We start from the raw sequence: 15,815 nt of genomic DNA on the forward strand, positions 1-15,815 counted from the left end.
GATTATCAGATTCACGGTCAGCGGGAGCGGGCGAGCAGCGCCAGCTCCATGCGGGACTGGCAGCCGGTGGCGGCCAGGATCCGGCTGACGTACTTCTTCACGCTGTCCTCGGCCAGCGACAGCGTCTCGGCGATGTCGGCGTTCGACAGGCCCTCCGCGACCAGCTGCACCACCTGGCGCTGCCGCTCCGACAGGCCCGCGAGCGCCGCCTTGGGGCGGGACACCGGCAGGCTGCGGGCGATGGCCGACAGCTGGCGGCTGAGCAGCCGCAGCGTGGCCAGCTCGGCCGGCCCGAGCTTGTCCGCCCGCGGGTCGAACATGCCGACGAGCGCGGTGTGCCCGCCCGGCAGCTCCAGCCGCAGCGCGGCCGCGCACTCCATGCCCCACGTCGCGTGCAGGAAGTGCCGCACGTAGGCCTCGGCCGCGGCCGGGAGCGTGCCGCGCGCCTGCAGCTCGCTCAGCGACGCCAGCCCGCTCGACACGAGCTGGCGCATGGCCATCGGCGTGCCGAAGATGTCGTGGCGCGACCAGCGCTCCTGGTACTCCGGGAGCATCCGGGCGGTGTTGCCCTCGGTCAGCGGCGACAGGTCGCCGAACACGTTGTGGAAGGTGGCCCCGGCGAAGAACGAGACGTGCTGCAGGGCGAAGTGGCTGCTCAGCGCCGCGACCATCTGCTCTTTGAAGTCGGGGAGCGAGGCGGCGCTGTCGCAGCACTCCAGCACGTCGAAGGCCCGTTCGTAATCGGCCTTCCGGAGCACGGGACGAGTCTGGCGGCGAGGGGACCGGGGAGTCGTCGCTGACGCCTGACTGTCCACCAACGTGGACTGGGTCACAGGGCTCACGGTACCTACCTTTCCACCTCGTGAACAGCAGGGGATCCGATGGGGTGAGGGCCCGGATCCGCCGCCGGTGGCTCACCCGCCGGCACGACCTCGACGGTTCCGCTCACAGTGAGGTGACGATGTCCGATTCCCGCGACGCCACGGTGGCAGCGCAGACCCCACCGAAATGGGGGGGCACCGAGATGCTCCCGCTCCCGGCCCGGTTCAACGGGGCGGTCCGCGCGTTGGCCGCGAGGCGCTTCGCCGCGACCGACGCGGACTGGAAGGACGTGGTGTTCGACCGCCAGTTCGACCTGTTCTCGCTGGCCGACGCCCGCGCGATCGAGCAGGAGGCGCTCGACTCCGGCTACCGCTTCGACTTCTCGGCGACGGTGTCGCTGGAGTCGGAGCCGGACAAGTACAAGCGACCGGAGAAGGCCGCGTCGTCCTTCGCGGAGGGGCCGTCGGCCGACGGCCGCCGCCAGGTCGGGGTCGGCGACAACGTCCTGCGCAAGGGCGAGACGGTGACCGGCCCGGTCGCCCTGATCTCGACCACCGAGCAGGTCATGGGCTTCCTGGCCGACGGGGTCCCCGCCGGCACGATCGCCGTGATCGACGACTCCGGCGGCACGCTCACCGCGCCGATCATCGAGGGCTTCGCCGGCGTGATCTGCCTCGGCGGCTCGGTGCGTTCGCACCTCGGGATCCTCGCCCGCGAGTACGACGTCCCGACGCTCATGAACTGCACCATCGACACCCTGCGCGACGGCGACGTCGTCGAGATCGAGGTGACCGCGGCCCCGCCGGCGGCCGACGCGTACGAGACCGGCGACACCGGGCACGCCCGGATCTGGATCCTGGAGAAGGGCGCCTGAGATGGGCAACGGAGACCTGACGTACGCCAAGCTGCTCGAGTCCAACAACTACCTGCGGCAGCTCTCGGACACGACCTACTGGCTGTGCATCACGCGCACGGTGCAGGAGTCGAAGCTCTTCCCGATGAACCCGTACATGCTGCTCAGCTACCTGAACAGCTTCTACCGGCTGCCGACGCTGCTGCGCGAGATCGACGCCGCGACCCCCGCCGAGGAGCTCGGCGACCGGGCCCGCGAGGTCTCGCTCAAGGTCGACACCGTCAACGCGGCCTGGGGGATGCCCGCCTTCTACCTCATCGGGCGGGAGATGCTGATGAACTGGGGCCTGCTGGGCCCCTCCGACGCCGTCGACGACGTCGTGGACGTGCTGGACTTCTCCCGGCGCTTCAACCTGGCCTACCACCGCAACGACGGGCACCTGACCAACAAGGAGTTCGGCGACCGCTCGCAGTTCCTGCCGGAGCGGACCCTGCAGGTGTTCGAGTCGGACCTGCACGGCGTCACCCCCGGCGACCGGCTGCACACCGCGGCCACGAAGCTGATCGCCCAGCTGTCGCAGTACGCGTTCCTGGCGCACTGCGAGTGCCGGATCGGGATCCACAACTCGGGTCCCTACAACTTCGGCGACAACCGGCAGATGATCGTCCGGGACTTCTTCGAGCTGACCGAGGGCGACTACCCCTGGCTCGACGGGATCGCGACCCAGCTGCCGTTCGGGAACCTGACCATCCCGATCGTCTTCCAGGACACGAACTTCCACCTGATGGACGACTGGGCCTCGTTCGAGGCCGAGCCGAGCTACGCGGCCGCGAACATCGCCGCGGTCGGCATGTACACCTCGGACGCCCTGACCGACGGGTACGTGCCGGTCGGCATGGAGAACGCGGAGGTGCTCGCCGAGACGATGGAGCAGTACCGCGAGATCCTCAACCAGGCGACCGCGGACCTGTGGAAGCGGATCGCGACCTGGACCCGCGAGCAGATGATCGACGCGGGCGCGCTGGTCTACTCGTCGGTCGCGAAGGACTTCGCGCACCTCGCGGGCACCTACCGGCAGTCGGACTGGTTCGAGCTCGACGACCGGGTGCAGCGGTTCAAGCCGCTGATGAACGACGAGTACGGCCGCGACAACCTCGGCGAGATGGTCGGGCTGCTCGGGTTCCCGCACCAGAAGGCCAACGAGTACACGATGGCCCGCTACTCCGGCCTGAACCAGAACATGCTCACCGGCATCCCGTACTCGGTCCTGACCGACGACGACTTCGCCCGGACCGCGGGCTCCACGCTGTCGGGCTCGTCGAGCCTGCCGGTCAAGGCCGGGCTGTGGACCACGAGCGCGGGCCGCCTCGACCTCGACGAGTACAACCGCCGGGCACGGGAGTTCACCCCGGGGGTCCTCGCGGACGGCAACCGCTACCTCGACGAGGAATGGGTCAAGCGCAACTACACCACCGACCGCGCCGACGCCCTCTACAAGCTCGCGCAGCGCGGCAGCCGCGCCCTCGAGGGCCGCGGGGCCGGGCTGCGCCGGGCCGACCTGCAGGGCTGACACCGACGGCGGCCGGTCGCGGTGTCCCACCGCCGCGACCGGCCGCGCACCACTGAGGAGATCCAGTGCAGATCGGAGACCTGATCAGGCGGGCGGGCCGACAGTTCGGCGCCGCGCCCGCGCTGGTCGAGGGCGAGCGGGTCGTGACGTTCGCCGAGTTCGACGCCCTGACCGACCGGCTTGGGCACGCCCTGCTGGCCCGCGGCCTCGAGCCCGGTGACCGGGTGGCCGCGCTGCTGCCCAACGGCATCGACGGCGTCGTCGTGTACTACGCCCTGGCGAAGTCCGGGCTGGTCCGGGTGCCGCTCAACGCCCGGGAGACCCGGCACGAGCTGGCGTTCAAGATCGAGGACTCGCAGGCGCGCGCGCTGGTCGTCGCGGGCGACGCGCCCGCCCCCGTGGAGATCACGATCCCGGTGGACGACCTGCCGTCGATGATCGCGGACGCGCCCGACGGGCCCTGCGACGTCCGACGGGACCCGGACGCCCCGCTGCGGCTGGCCTACACCGGCGGCACCACCGGCAAGCCGAAGGCCGTCGTGCTCACCACCCGCAGCGAGCTGGCCGAGGTGGACAACTTCCTCGTCGACCTGCTGCCCAACCTGCGGCCGGACTCGGTGATGCTGCACGCCGCGCCGATCACCCACGGCAGCGGCGCGTTCTTCCTGCCGCACCTGGTCAAGGGCGCGGCGAACGTGATCGTCCCGAAGTTCTCGCCGGCCGCGTTCCTGGAGGCCGCGCAGAAGCACCGCGCGACCTCGACTTTCATGGTGCCGACCATGATCGGGATGCTGGTGGAGGACCCGGCGACCGCCGCGGCGGCGTCGTCCGGCGACCTCGCCCTGGAACGCCTCTGCTACGGCGGCGCGCCGATCGCGACCACCGTCCTGCAGCGCGGGATCGACGTGCTCGGCCCGGTGTTCACCCAGCTCTACGGCCAGGCCGAGGCGCCGCTGGCGATCACCTGCCTGCAGCCCTGGGAACACACCCCGGAGCGGCTGACCGCCGCGGGCAAGCCGTACACGTTCGTCGAGGTCGACATCCGGGACGCCGAGGGCAGGTCACTCGGCGTCGACGAGGTCGGTGAGGTGCTCACTCGCGGACCGCACACGATGGACCGGTACTGGCGCCGCCCCGAGGCCACCGCCGAGACCAAGGACGCCGACGGCTGGGTCCACACCGGGGACATCGGCCGCTGGGACGCCGAGGGCTACCTGCACCTGCTCGACCGCAGGCACGACGTGATCATCTCCGGTGGGTTCAACGTGTACCCCCGCGAGGTGGAGGACGCCCTGCTCGCCCACCCGGCCGTCGTCGAGGCGGCCGTGGTCGGGCTGCCCGACGAGAAGTGGGGCGAGCGGGTGACCGCCGCCGTGGTGACCCGGACGGACGCCGACCCGGAGGAGATCCGGGGGTTCTGCACCGACCGGCTCGCCGGTTTCAAACGCCCCAAGACCGTGGAGATCTGGGCCGAACTGCCCACCAGCCCGGTCGGCAAGTCGCTGCGCCGCGAGGTGCGCGACCGCATGCTCTCGCGCGCGGAGCTTGCCGGAGCGCGCCATGAAGACCGAGAGGACGCCTGATGCTCGACTCGTACCAGCTCACCGTGCACACCCTGACGCTCCGACAGCTCGGCACCGCCGAGCAGCTCGCCGAGGTGTCCGGGCAGGCCCTCGCCGACGTCGAGGCCGGCCTGGAGAAGGCGGCCGCGGACGGCGCCGTCGTCGCGGCGAAGGACAAGTACATGATCAGCCCCGCCGGGCGCACGCTGCTCGACGAGGCCTACCCGACCGCGTTCGCCGACATCCGCGCCTCGGACGCGATCCGGGAGGCCATGGACGCCTTCGAGACCGGCGTCAACAAGCAGGTGCTGTCCCTGACCACGGACTGGCAGACCAAGGAGGTCGACGGGGACCGGGTCCCCAACGACCACGGCGACGCCGACTACGACGCCGCGATCATCGACAAGCTCGGCCGGGTGCACGAGAAGACCGCGAAGGTGCTGCGGCCCCTGGCCTCGGCGGACCCGCTGGTGGACCGCTTCGTGGACCGGATCGGCGCCGCGCTGACCCGGGCCGAGGGCGGCGAGACGGACTACGTGAGCGGCGTGCGCGTAAACTCCGTGCACACGGTGTGGTTCCAGATGCACGAGCACCTGCTGCGCCTGACCGGGCGGGAGCGTCCGGAATGAGCGCGGTCCTGCAGTCGGAGACGGGGCACCGCTGGATCGTCGTCCCGGACGACCCCCAGGCCGAGCCGAGCCGGGACCTGGTGGGCGGCAAGGCGTGGAGCCTGTGGCGGATGCGCTCGCTGGGCCTGCGGGTCCCGCCGGCGTTCGTGGTGACGACCGAGGCGTGCGCCGAGTACTTCGCGGGGGACGGGCTGCCCGAGGGCCTCGTCGACGAGCTGGCGGCGGGCATCCGGCGCCTGGAGGCCGAGCTCGGCCGCACGTTCGGCGGCGGCGACCGGCCGCTGCTCGTCTCCGTGCGCTCCGGCGCCGCGATCAGCATGCCCGGGATGATGGACACGATCCTCGACCTGGGGATCACGGACTCCGTGGAGGCGGCGCTCGCGGCCGAGACCGGTGACCCGGCGTTCGCCGCCGAGGTGCACCGCCGGTTCACCGGCTTCTACGGGCGGCTCGTGCTGGGCTGCACCGAGGAGCTCGAGGACCTCCCGGACACCGCCGCCGTGCGGGCCGCGGTGCTGGACGACACCGGGTCGCGGGTGCCGACGGACCCGTGGGAGCAGCTGCGCGAGGCGGTCGCGGCCGTGTTCGCGTCCAGCCGCTCGCGGCGCTCCGTGGCGTACCGCAAGCACTACGGCATCCCCCAGGACCTCGGTACCGCGGTGACGGTGCAGGCCATGGTGTTCGGCAACCTCGACGCGGACTCCGGCACCGGGGTGCTGTTCACCCGCAATCCGGTGACCGGGGCGAAGGAGCCCTACGGCGAGTACCTCGAGTGCGGGCAGGGCGAGGACGTGGTCTCCGGACGCGTCACCCCGAAGCCGTTGTCGGAGCTGGCCTCGCGGGCCCCGGAGGTGCACGCGGAGCTGCTGCGCGCCGCCGACTGCCTCGACCGCGAGGGCCGCGACGCCCAGGACATCGAGTTCACCGTCCAGCACGGCGAGCTGTTCCTGCTGCAGTCCCGCCCCGCCAAGCGGACGGCGCAGGCGGCGGTGCGGATCGCGGTCGCGCTGGTCGAGGAGGGCGCGATCACGCCCGCGGAAGCGGTGCGACGGGTGACGGCCGAGCAGGTCCGGACCCTGCTGCGGCCGCGGCTCGCGGACGGGGCCGCCGACGGCGTCGCGGAGCTGGCGGCGGGGACCGCGGCGAGCCCGGGCGTGGCCTGCGGGATCGCGGTGGCCACGCCGGAGGAGGCGGGGCCCGGCACGATCCTGGTCCGGCGCTCCACCAGCCCGGACGACGTCCACGGCATGATCGCCGCCGCGGGCGTCGTGACCGAGCAGGGCGGGGCCACGTCGCACGCCGCCGTGGTCAGCCGCGCCCTCGACACGCCCTGCGTCGTCGGGTGCGGCGGGGGCACCGTGGACGCGCTGGTCGGCCGGACGATCACGGTCCACGCGACCGCCGGTCGGGTCTACGAGGGCGAGCTGCCCACGTCGGCGACCAGCGAGGACGGCGACGCCGACCTGGCCCGGCTGTGCGAATGGGCCGAGGCGGCGGCGCCGGTCCGGGTCGCGGGATCCGGGCCGGAGCCGGTGTTCGACGCGGACACCGTCCCGCCGGAGGAGCTGGGGGAGTCCGTGCCCACGGTCCCGCCGGGCACCCGCACGGTGCGCGGCGCGGTGTTCGCGACGTCCGAGGGCGTGCGGGCCGCGCTCGACGCCGGGGTGGAGGTGATCGTCGCGGAGAACCGGTTGCCGGTGCTGCTCGCGGCGATCGAGCACGGGGACGCAGCTTGCGTAGTCGACCATCAAGGCAGAGACGCAGCCCGCGTAGTCGACCATCAGAGCAGTGGAGGCAGGTCGTGAGCGCGCCGACGGAGCAGACGGGTTCGGAGTCCGTGCCGGAGGCGGTGACCTACCGCGAGGTACAGGAGATCCTGCGGACCTTCCGGGACTCGGACTGGACCGGCATGACGGTCGAGCTGCACGGGATGCGGATCACGGTGGGCAAGCAGGGCCCGCCCGCCGCGGCGGCGGTCTCGACAAGGGCAGCGGTGCCGGCGGGCGCAACGGTGTCGGCAGCGGCGACGGCCACCGCACCCGCCCCGGCCGCGGCGCCTGCCCCGGCGGCGGCGCCCGCCCCGGTCGCGGCGGCACCGGTCGCGGCGCCCGCTCCGGCGGGCCCGACCGCACCGGCTGCCGACACGGCTGGCTGCGTCGCCGTCAGCTCCCCGGCCGTCGGGGCGTTCTGGGTCGCGCCGAGCCCGGGACAGTCGCCGTTCGTGCAGGTCGGCGACACCGTGGCGCAGGACCAGCAGCTCGCGATCGTCGAGGTCATGAAGCTGATGAACCCCGTCGTCGCACCCGTCGCCGGGACCGTGGTGCAGGTCTGCGCGGCCAACGCGGACCTGGTCGAGTACGAGCAGACGCTGTTCTGGATCAGGCCGAGCGATGGGTAGCCCGGCCGCGGTCGCCTCCCGGGTGGAGGCCCGCCCGCTACGGCGCGTCCTCGTGGCCAACCGCGGTGAGATCGCCGTCCGGGTCGTGCGGGCGTGCCGGTCGCTGGACATCGAGTCCGTGGTCGTCACGTCCACGGTCGACCGGGACGGCCTGGCGGCGCGGCTCGCCGATCGCGCGGTCTGCATCGGGCCGGCTCCGGCGGGCCAGAGCTACCTGGCGATCCCGTCGGTGCTCAGCGCCGCGCTCGGCAGCGGGTGCGACGCCGTCCACCCCGGTTACGGGTTCCTCTCCGAGAACCCGGACTTCGCGGCGGCCTGCGTGGCCGAGGGGCTGACGTTCGTCGGGCCGCGGCCCGAGGCCGTCGCCCAGGCCGGGGACAAGGCCCGGGCCCGGGAGCTGGCGCGCAGCGCGGGGATTCCGACGTTGGACGGCTCGCCGATCCTCGAGACCACCGAGGCGGCCGTCGCCGCGGCCCGGGAGCTCGGCTACCCGGTGCTGGTCAAGGCGGCGGCGGGCGGCGGCGGTCGCGGCATGTCCGTGGTCGAGGACGAGGCGGAGCTGCGCGGCCGGTTCACGGCGGCGGCCGAGGAGGCCCGGGCGGCCTTCGGCGACGGGCGCGTCTACCTGGAGCGCTTCGTCCGCAACGCGCGGCACATCGAGGTGCAGGTCGTCGGCGACAAGCACGGGACCGTGCTGCACGTCGGGGAACGGGACTGCACGCTGCAGCGCCGCCACCAGAAGGTCGTCGAGGAGTCGCCCGCGCCGAACATCCCCGAGGGGGTCCGGCAGGACATCCGCCGCAGCGGCGTGGCGTTCGCCGAGGCCCTGGGGCTGGACAGCGCGGGGACCGTCGAGTTCATCTACGACGCCGATCGGAAGACCTACGCCTTCCTCGAGTTCAACGCCCGCATCCAGGTCGAGCACCCGGTGAGCGAGCTGGTCTCCGGCGTCGACCTGGTGGCCGCGCAGCTGCGCGTCGCGGGCGGCGAGCCCCTCGGCCTCACGCAGGACGACATCGTGATCGGCGGCCACGCCGTCGAGGTACGGATCACCACCGAGGACCCGGCGCGGGGCTTCGTGCCGCACCCCGGCACCGTCACCGTCTGGGACCCGCCTGCGGGCGAGGGCATCCGCGTGGACAGCCACTGCGAGCCCGGGTACGTCGTGACCCCGTACTACGACTCGCTGCTCGCGAAGATCATCGCGTTCGGCCCGGACCGGGACACCGCGATCGACCGGATGCTCGGCGCGCTCGACGACCTGAAGGTCGAGGGCGTGCCCACCACCCGCGAGTTCTGCCGCGCCGCGCTCGACCATCCCGACTTCCGCGCCGGTCGCGTCACCACGGACTGGATCGCCGAGCGCGGTCTGCCCGACTACCTGGAGACTCAGCGATGAGCTACCTCAACGTGGCGCCCGAAAGGCGCAAGATCGAGATCATCGACCAGACCCTGCGGGACGGCCCGCAGAGCTGGTGGGGCATGAAGCTGCGCCGCGACATGGGCCTGCCCATCGCCGGCGAGCTCGACCGCACGGGCTTCCACACCATCGACCTCGTCGGCAGCTCGATCTTCGAAGTCCTTGCGCGGCACTGCAAGGAGGACCCCTGGGAGCAGCTGATCTCGCTCTCCCGGGCCATGCCGCGCACCACCGTCCGGGCCGGCACCCGCTCCAACGGCATCGTGACCTTCGGGCTCACCGCGGACAGCGTCATGGACCTGTGGGTGCAGCGGCTCGTGGCGCACGGCATCGGCAGCTTCTGGATCTACGACGGCCTGTTCAACACCGACAAGATCGGCAGGCTGGTCAAGACCGCGCAGGCCGAGGGCGCCAAGGCCATCCCCTGCATCCTCTACGCCGACAGCCCGTACCACACGGACGAGTACTACGCGGCCCGCACGCGGGAGCTCGTCGCGCTCGGGGCGGACGGGATCGAGCTCGAGGACGCGGCCGGGCTGCTGACCCCGGAGCGCACCCGGACCCTGGTGGGCGCCATCAAGCAGGCCGCGCCGAACATCCCCGTGGAGATCCACTTCCACAGCAACAACGCGCTGGCCCCGATCAACTACCTGGAGGGCGTGCTCGCGGGGGCGGACGTCGTGCACACGGCGTCGGGTCCGCTGGCGGCCGGGGTGTCGTTGCCCAGCACCGAGAACACGGTGGCGAACCTGCGCTACGCGGGTTTCGACGTCGAGCTCGACGAGACCCGCTTCGCGCCGGTCGCGGAGCACCTGCTGCGCGTGGCCGAGTACGAGAACCTGCCGGTGGGCAAGCCCGCCGAGTACTCGCTGTTCCTCTACCGCCACCAGCTCCCCGGCGGCATGACCGGCACGTTCAAGGACCAGCTCAGGGCGCGCGGGATGGAGGACCGGTTCGAGGAGGTCCTCGACGAGATGTCCCGGGTCCGCGAGGAGCTCGGCCACCCCGTCATGGCGACGCCGTTCTCGCAGCTAGTGGGCACGCAGGCGGTGCTGAACATCGTCACCGGCAAGCGGTACTCGGTCGTCCCGGACGAGGTGATGATCTACGCGCACGGCTTCTACGGGAAGCCGGTCGCCCCGCTGGACCCGAACGTGCTGGACCTGATCATGGGCTCGGCCAAGGCCAAGAGCTACGCCGAGTGGCAGCCCCCGCAGCCCAGCCTGCAGGAGCTGCGGCACCGGTTCGGGGAGAACATCTCGGACGACGAGCTGATCCTGCGGCTGCTCGTGCCGGAGAGCGATGTCGAGGCCATGCGGGCGACCCCGCAGCGCAACCGCGACTTCGCGCCGACGACGAAGCAGGCCCGGTTCCTCCGGGAGCTCGTCGAGACGTCCGTCGGGGCCTACCTGCACATCGACGGGCCCGGCTTCGAGCTGACCCTCGAAGGGGACCACTGATGGCCACCGAGCTCGGCGTCGGGCGTCCGACGAAGCGGCGCCCCGGCGCGGCGGTCGGCGGGCTCCCGGTGGCCGACTCGCGTCCATCGCTCGTGGACGGGCAGGTCGGCGGGGTGCGCTGCACGACGTGCCGCTATCCGGTGGCGCAGACCGGCATCCCGTGGTGCCCGGCCTGCTACGGGCCCGTCGAGCCCGCCCGCTTCGCCGCGACGGGCGCCGCCTGGTCGTCGACCGTCGTGCAGATCCCGGTGGGGACGCGCCGGCCCCCGTTCGGGCTGGCCTATCTCGACCTCGACGACGGCCCGCGGGTCCTCGTCCACCTCGCCGAGCCCACGGTGCTCCCGCTGGGCGCCCGGCTGCGCATCACGGGCCTCGACGACGGAGATCTGACCGCCGTCACGATCGAGAAGGGGGTGGAGAAGTGAACCCCATGCTGTGGGGCGTCGGGACCAGCGACTACGGCCTCCAGCCCGGGACCCGCGTCGAGGTGCTGTGCTGGACCGCGATCCGGGAGGCCGTCGACGACGCCGGGATCACCCCGGCCGAGATCGACGCGATCATCGTCGGCTCGGTGTTCGGGCCGCCCGGCGTCGCGACCCGCGTGCAGCGGGGCCTCGGGCTGCCCGGCGTTCCGATGTGGACGGTGGAGAACGCCTGTGCCAGCGGCACCAGCGCCTACCACGAGGCGGTGCAGGCGGTCCGGCAGGGCCGCTTCGGCTGTGTGCTGGTGCTCGGCGTCGACCAGATGTCGACGTTGTTCTCCGGCGCGATCGTGCCCGAGGCCACGGATCCCGAGGGCGCGGCGTCCCTGCCGCTGCCGGGGCTCTATGCGCTCCAGGCCCAGCGGTACGTGCAGGAGTTCGGGGTGACGCCCGAGCAGCTCGCGGCCGTCGCGGTGAAGAACAAGCGCAACGGGCTGGACAACCCGCGGGCGCAGCTGCGCAAGGCCGCGCCGACGGTCGAGGAGGTCCTGGCCTCGCGCATGATCGCCGAGCCGCTGACCTTCCTGCAGTGCTGCCCGACCAGCGACGGCGCCGGCGCGGTGATCGTCGGCGGGGAGCGCGGCAACCCGGCGGACCTGCGCATCGAGGCCTCGGCGATGGTCTCCGGCGCGCTGTGGGACCACCGCAGCCAGGACGTGTGGGGCTACGCGAGCGTGGCCCGCGCCGCCGAGCAGGCGTACGCCCAGGCCGGGCGGACGCCGGGCGAGATCGACGTCCTGGAGGTGCACGACGCCTTCACCATCGGCGAGATCCTCACCCTCGAGGCCCTCGGCCTCGCGCCCCGCGGCAAGGGCGCGGAGCTGGCCCCGTCCGGCCACACCGCCCGGGACGGCGCCCAGCCGGTCAACCCCAGCGGCGGGCTGCTGTCCCGCGGGCATCCGCTGGGCGGCACGGGGACCGCGCAGATCGCCGAGATCGCGTGCCAGCTGCGCGGCCGGGCCGGGGACCGGCAGGTGGCCCGGCACCGCGTCGGCCTCGTCGAGACCATGGGCGGGGGAGCGGCGGGCATGGACGGCAACGCGTGCGTCGTCACCATTCTGTCCGTCCCGTGAGCTACCCCGGGTTGCTGGGGTTCCGCGAGGTCGCGGGGCTGCGGACCCGTTCCGGCGGGCGGGTCCGCCCGGGCCTGCTCCACCGGAGCGGCACGCCGCAGTTCCTCGACCTCGGCGCCGGGCGCCGGCTGCTCGCGGACACCGGCATCGTCGCGACGATCGACCTGCGGCTGCCCCACGAGGCCGACCAGGAGGGCCGCGGGCCGCTCGACGAGCTCGGTGTCCGCCACGCCCGCCACCCCGTGCGCCTGCGGGCCCTGGTCGCCCCGGGCTCGGCGGTCGCCCCGATGCCCGGCGACGACCCGCTCGTCGGCACCTACCTGCGCTACCTCGACGAGGGCGGGGAGGCGGTCGCCGGGGCGGTCGCGGAGCTGCTGCGGCCCGGCACCCTCCCGGTCCTCCTGCACTGCACGGTGGGCAAGGACCGCACCGGCGCCCTCGTGGCCGTGCTGCTCGACGCGCTCGGGGTGCACCGGGAGGACATCGCCGCCGACTACGCCCGGGGCGCGGCCGACGCCGCCGAGGCCATGGCGCGGCTGCGGACCATGGTCTCCTACGGCGACGCGGTCGACCTCTACCCGCCCGAGGCGCTGACGGCCGAACCCGGCACGATCCACCGCTTCCTCGCCGGCGTGGACGAGCGCCATGGGGGCAGCCGCGCCTTCCTGCTCGACCACGGGCTGACCCCGGCGATGCTCGACGACCTGGAGGCGCTGCTCGTCGAGGCCCCCGGGTAGGAGAGGGGTCAGCACGGGTGGGGTGTGACACATGTTGACCCCCCTCCGAGTGGATCGGTACGTGGTTCCGGCATGCTCGCTTGACACCCCGAGCGGCCCCTCGTGATCGTGGTCCGAGCCTCATCGCGGAGTGCCGGAGGAGCCCGTTTGAACGCCGACGAGTGGAGCGAGATCCAGCGGCTCCGCGCCGCGGGTATGTCCATCAAGGGCATGGCCGCCCACCTCGGGATGTCCCGCAACACGATCCGGCGGGCGCTGTCGTTCGACAGCCCCCCGCCGGACCACCGCCCCGGGCGCGGCTCGGCGACCGACGCCTACGCCGAGCACATCCGCGCCCTCCTGTCCGACGAGCCCGGGCTGACGATCGCGCAGATCGGCGAGCGGATCGGCTGGGAGCGCTCGCGCACCACGCTCGCCAAGCGTGTCGACCAGGAGCGCCGCCTCGCGGGTGGGACGGGCGCCCCGCTCGTGCGGACGCGCTCCCCCGTGCCGGAGTTCGCCACGGAGTTCATCGGCCGGAGGGCCGAGCTCCGCGAACTCCGTGAGCTGCTGGGGGGTCACCGGCTGGTCACCGTGATCGGCGTCGGCGGGGTCGGCAAGACCAGGCTCGCCGCCCAGGCCGCGGTGGAGCTGCGCCGCGCCTTCGCCGACGGCGTCCGGGTGGTCGAGCTCGCGTCCCTGCGCAACCCGGCGCTGCTACCGCAGGCCGTGTTCGACGGGCTCGGGATCGCGCACCGCGACCAGCCGGACCGCTCCGCCGTCGACGCGCTCGTGGAGCACGTCCGCACCCGGCACATGCTGATCGTGCTGGACAACTGCGAGCACGTGCTGGAGGCGGCGGCCCGGTTCGTCGACGACGTCCTGCGCGCCACCTCGCGGGTTCACTTCCTCACCACCAGCCGCGAGGTCCTCAACCTGCCGGGGGAGCGGATCACCGTGCTGCACCCGCTGTCCACGACGGGCGACCGGACGCCGGCGATCGACCTGTTCGAGAGCCGGGCCCGCGACGTGCTGCCGGGCTTCACGGTCGACGACACCAACCGCGACGCGGTGCGGCGGGTGTGCGAGCGGCTCGACGGCCTGCCGCTGGCGATCGAGCTGGCCTGCGCGCGGCTGCGGGTCCTGTCCGTCCACGAGCTCGCCGAGCGACTGTCGGACAGCGTCGAGCTGCTCTCCACCCGCGGGCGCGGCGGCGCGGAACGGCACCAGAGCCTGCAGGCGGCGATGGCCTGGAGCCACGAGCTGTGCACCCGCGAGCAGCAGCTCCTGTGGGCGCGCGTGTCGATCTTCGCCGGCGGTTTCGACACCCCGGCGGCGGAGGCCGTCTGCGCCGACGAGGCGTTGCCGGCGGGTGCGGTCCTGGACTGCCTGTACGACCTGGTGGGCAAGTCGATCCTGCAGCGCGAGGAGTCGCACGGGCGCGTCCGCTTCCGGATCCTCGAGACCATCCGCGAGTTCGGCCAGGCCGTGCTGTCGCCGGAGGAGAGCGCGCGGCTGCACCGCCGGCACCTCGAGTGGTGCGCCGGGCTGGTCACCGACTCCGTCCGGTCCTGGTACAGCGACGAGCAGTTCGAGATCTCCGAGCGGCTGCGCGCGAACCTGGCCAACGTCCGCAAGGCACTCGAGACCGCGCTCGCCCTCCCCGCCGACGCGCACGGCCCGTCGGCGGCCGAGCTCGTCTCCGCCCCGTGGTTCCTGTGGGCCTGCGGGCTCTCCGCCCGCGAGCACGCCATGTGGCTCGGCCGGGTGCTCGAGCGGGAGGACCTGGGCCCCGCGCGGCGGGCGGCCGCCCTCGGCACGCTCGGCCTGGTGCGGACGATGCAGGGTTACCAGGCGGCCGCCGAGCCGGTCGTCGCGGAGGCGCTCGACCTCGCCGAGCGGGCCGGGGACGTCCCGGCGACGGCCTTCGCGCTCGACGCGCAGGGCCTCGGCGCCTTCTTCGGCGGGGACCACCGGCGCGCCGAGCCGCTCCTGACCGAGTCGCTGGCGCTCTACGAGAGCCGGCCCGACGTGCGGGGCGACCTGCACTGCGCCGTCCGGGTGCACCTCGGGATGCTGCTCTGCTTCGACGGCCGGACCGGCGAGGGACAGCGCTACTTCGATGACGTGCGCCGCCGGTGCGAGCAGGTCGGCGAGCGGTGGATGCTGTCCTACGCCGTCTTCGGCCAGGGGCTCGTGGCCGTGACCGAGGAGCGCTACCCGGACGCGATCGAGCTGGCGCGCGCCAGCCTGTGCCTCAAGCGGGACTTCGAGGACTCGGTGGGCACCCCGCTGGCGGTCGAGCTGCTCGGCTGGGCGGAGGCCGGGGCGGGGTCGGCGGCCCGGTCGGCCGTGCTCATCGGGGCCGCCTCGGTGCTCTGGCGCGCGTTCGGCCAGCAGCTCTACGGCTCGGCGCAGTGGATGGCCCGCCGGGAGCGGTTCGCGCTGCGCGCCCGTTCCGAGCTCGGCAACGCCGCCTACGAGGCCGGAACGCGCCGGGGCGCGGCGATGGGGATGCCCGAGCTGCTCGACTTCGCCCTCGACCGGTCCGCCCCGCGCGTGCCGGAGGGGGAGGCCGAGCTCGTGGCCGTCCTGTCGCCCCGCGAACGCGAGGTCGCCGGCCACCTCGCCGCCGGTCTCACCAACCGGCAGATCGCCGCGGCGCTGGTGCTCTCGCACCGCACCGTCGAGGGCCACGTCGAGCACATCCTGCAGAAGCTGCGGCTGCAGAACCGCAACCAGGTCGCGGTCGCCCTCGCCGCGGCCCGCACGGCGACCCCCACCGGGTGACCGCAGGGGTGACCACGTGGCGGACCACGTGGTTCCCCGG

General features: G+C 73.2%; 13 protein-coding genes. 12 read left to right on the forward strand and 1 reads right to left on the reverse strand.

The window, feature by feature from the left end; genetic code table 11:
- Positions 1-17: 17 nt before the first annotated feature.
- Positions 18-758, reverse strand: a complete 741-nt coding sequence (locus LWC33_RS08170) for a helix-turn-helix transcriptional regulator (RefSeq protein ID WP_233303634.1) — start codon at positions 756-758, stop codon at positions 18-20.
- Between the two features lie 203 nt (positions 759-961).
- Here LWC33_RS08170 and LWC33_RS08175 point away from each other — a divergent pair, with 203 nt between their 5' ends.
- From LWC33_RS08175 to LWC33_RS08230, 12 genes are all read left to right on the forward strand, one after another.
- Entirely contained in the window at positions 962-1,696 is a 735-nt protein-coding gene (locus LWC33_RS08175; protein ID WP_233303635.1) for a PEP-utilizing enzyme, read from the forward strand.
- Position 1,697: 1 nt separating this feature from the next.
- A complete protein-coding gene (locus tag LWC33_RS08180; protein ID WP_233303636.1) occupies positions 1,698-3,245 on the forward strand; it encodes a hypothetical protein in 1,548 nt (515 codons plus the stop codon).
- 65 nt (positions 3,246-3,310) lie between these two features.
- Positions 3,311-4,828 carry a class I adenylate-forming enzyme family protein gene (locus LWC33_RS08185; RefSeq protein ID WP_233303637.1) on the forward strand — a complete coding sequence of 506 codons (1,518 nt, stop codon included), beginning with the start codon at positions 3,311-3,313 and terminating at the stop codon, positions 4,826-4,828.
- A complete protein-coding gene (locus LWC33_RS08190; RefSeq protein WP_233303638.1) occupies positions 4,828-5,436 on the forward strand; it encodes a hypothetical protein in 609 nt (202 codons plus the stop codon). The genes LWC33_RS08185 and LWC33_RS08190 overlap by 1 nt, the downstream gene beginning before the upstream one ends.
- On the forward strand, positions 5,433-7,241 hold the full coding sequence (locus tag LWC33_RS08195; protein WP_233303639.1) for a pyruvate, phosphate dikinase: 1,809 nt from the start codon (positions 5,433-5,435) through the stop codon (positions 7,239-7,241). Before LWC33_RS08190 ends, LWC33_RS08195 begins: the two co-directional genes overlap by 4 nt.
- Positions 7,238-7,834, forward strand: a complete 597-nt coding sequence (locus LWC33_RS08200; RefSeq protein ID WP_233303640.1) for an acetyl-CoA carboxylase biotin carboxyl carrier protein — start codon at positions 7,238-7,240, stop codon at positions 7,832-7,834. The genes LWC33_RS08195 and LWC33_RS08200 overlap by 4 nt, the downstream gene beginning before the upstream one ends.
- Complete coding sequence (locus tag LWC33_RS08205) at positions 7,827-9,233, forward strand: acetyl-CoA carboxylase biotin carboxylase subunit (RefSeq protein WP_233303641.1); 1,407 nt, start codon at positions 7,827-7,829, stop codon at positions 9,231-9,233. The genes LWC33_RS08200 and LWC33_RS08205 overlap by 8 nt, the downstream gene beginning before the upstream one ends.
- On the forward strand, positions 9,230-10,714 hold the full coding sequence (locus LWC33_RS08210) for a hydroxymethylglutaryl-CoA lyase-like TIM-barrel protein (protein WP_233303642.1): 1,485 nt from the start codon (positions 9,230-9,232) through the stop codon (positions 10,712-10,714). The genes LWC33_RS08205 and LWC33_RS08210 overlap by 4 nt, the downstream gene beginning before the upstream one ends.
- The gene (locus tag LWC33_RS08215) at positions 10,714-11,139 is read left to right on the forward strand and encodes a PhlB family protein (protein ID WP_233303643.1); all 426 of its coding nucleotides are present in this window, start codon (positions 10,714-10,716) and stop codon (positions 11,137-11,139) included. The genes LWC33_RS08210 and LWC33_RS08215 overlap by 1 nt, the downstream gene beginning before the upstream one ends.
- A gap of 5 nt (positions 11,140-11,144) precedes the next feature.
- Positions 11,145-12,269 (forward strand): thiolase family protein, encoded by a 1,125-nt coding sequence (locus LWC33_RS08220; RefSeq protein WP_233303748.1) that lies wholly within the window; start codon positions 11,145-11,147, stop codon positions 12,267-12,269.
- Positions 12,266-13,006, forward strand: coding sequence for a tyrosine-protein phosphatase (locus LWC33_RS08225; RefSeq protein ID WP_233303644.1), 741 nt, complete (start codon positions 12,266-12,268; stop codon positions 13,004-13,006). Before LWC33_RS08220 ends, LWC33_RS08225 begins: the two co-directional genes overlap by 4 nt.
- 147 nt (positions 13,007-13,153) lie before the next feature.
- Positions 13,154-15,775 carry an ATP-binding protein gene (locus LWC33_RS08230; RefSeq protein ID WP_233303645.1) on the forward strand — a complete coding sequence of 874 codons (2,622 nt, stop codon included), beginning with the start codon at positions 13,154-13,156 and terminating at the stop codon, positions 15,773-15,775.
- The last annotated feature ends 40 nt before the right edge of the window (positions 15,776-15,815 follow it).

The sequence above is a fragment of the Pseudonocardia terrae genome (assembly GCF_021343995.1).
GTDB lineage: Bacteria > Actinomycetota > Actinomycetes > Mycobacteriales > Pseudonocardiaceae > Pseudonocardia > Pseudonocardia terrae.

Coding starts and splice junctions, on each gene's coding strand:
- LWC33_RS08175 (WP_233303635.1), top strand. CDS start 962: ATGTCCGATTCCCGCGACGCCACGGTGGCAGCGCAGACCCCACCGAAA.
- LWC33_RS08180 (WP_233303636.1), top strand. CDS start 1,698: ATGGGCAACGGAGACCTGACGTACGCCAAGCTGCTCGAGTCCAACAAC.
- LWC33_RS08190 (WP_233303638.1), top strand. CDS start 4,828: ATGCTCGACTCGTACCAGCTCACCGTGCACACCCTGACGCTCCGACAG.
- LWC33_RS08195 (WP_233303639.1), top strand. CDS start 5,433: ATGAGCGCGGTCCTGCAGTCGGAGACGGGGCACCGCTGGATCGTCGTC.
- LWC33_RS08205 (WP_233303641.1), top strand. CDS start 7,827: ATGGGTAGCCCGGCCGCGGTCGCCTCCCGGGTGGAGGCCCGCCCGCTA.
- LWC33_RS08210 (WP_233303642.1), top strand. CDS start 9,230: ATGAGCTACCTCAACGTGGCGCCCGAAAGGCGCAAGATCGAGATCATC.
- LWC33_RS08215 (WP_233303643.1), top strand. CDS start 10,714: ATGGCCACCGAGCTCGGCGTCGGGCGTCCGACGAAGCGGCGCCCCGGC.
- LWC33_RS08220 (WP_233303748.1), top strand. CDS start 11,145: ATGCTGTGGGGCGTCGGGACCAGCGACTACGGCCTCCAGCCCGGGACC.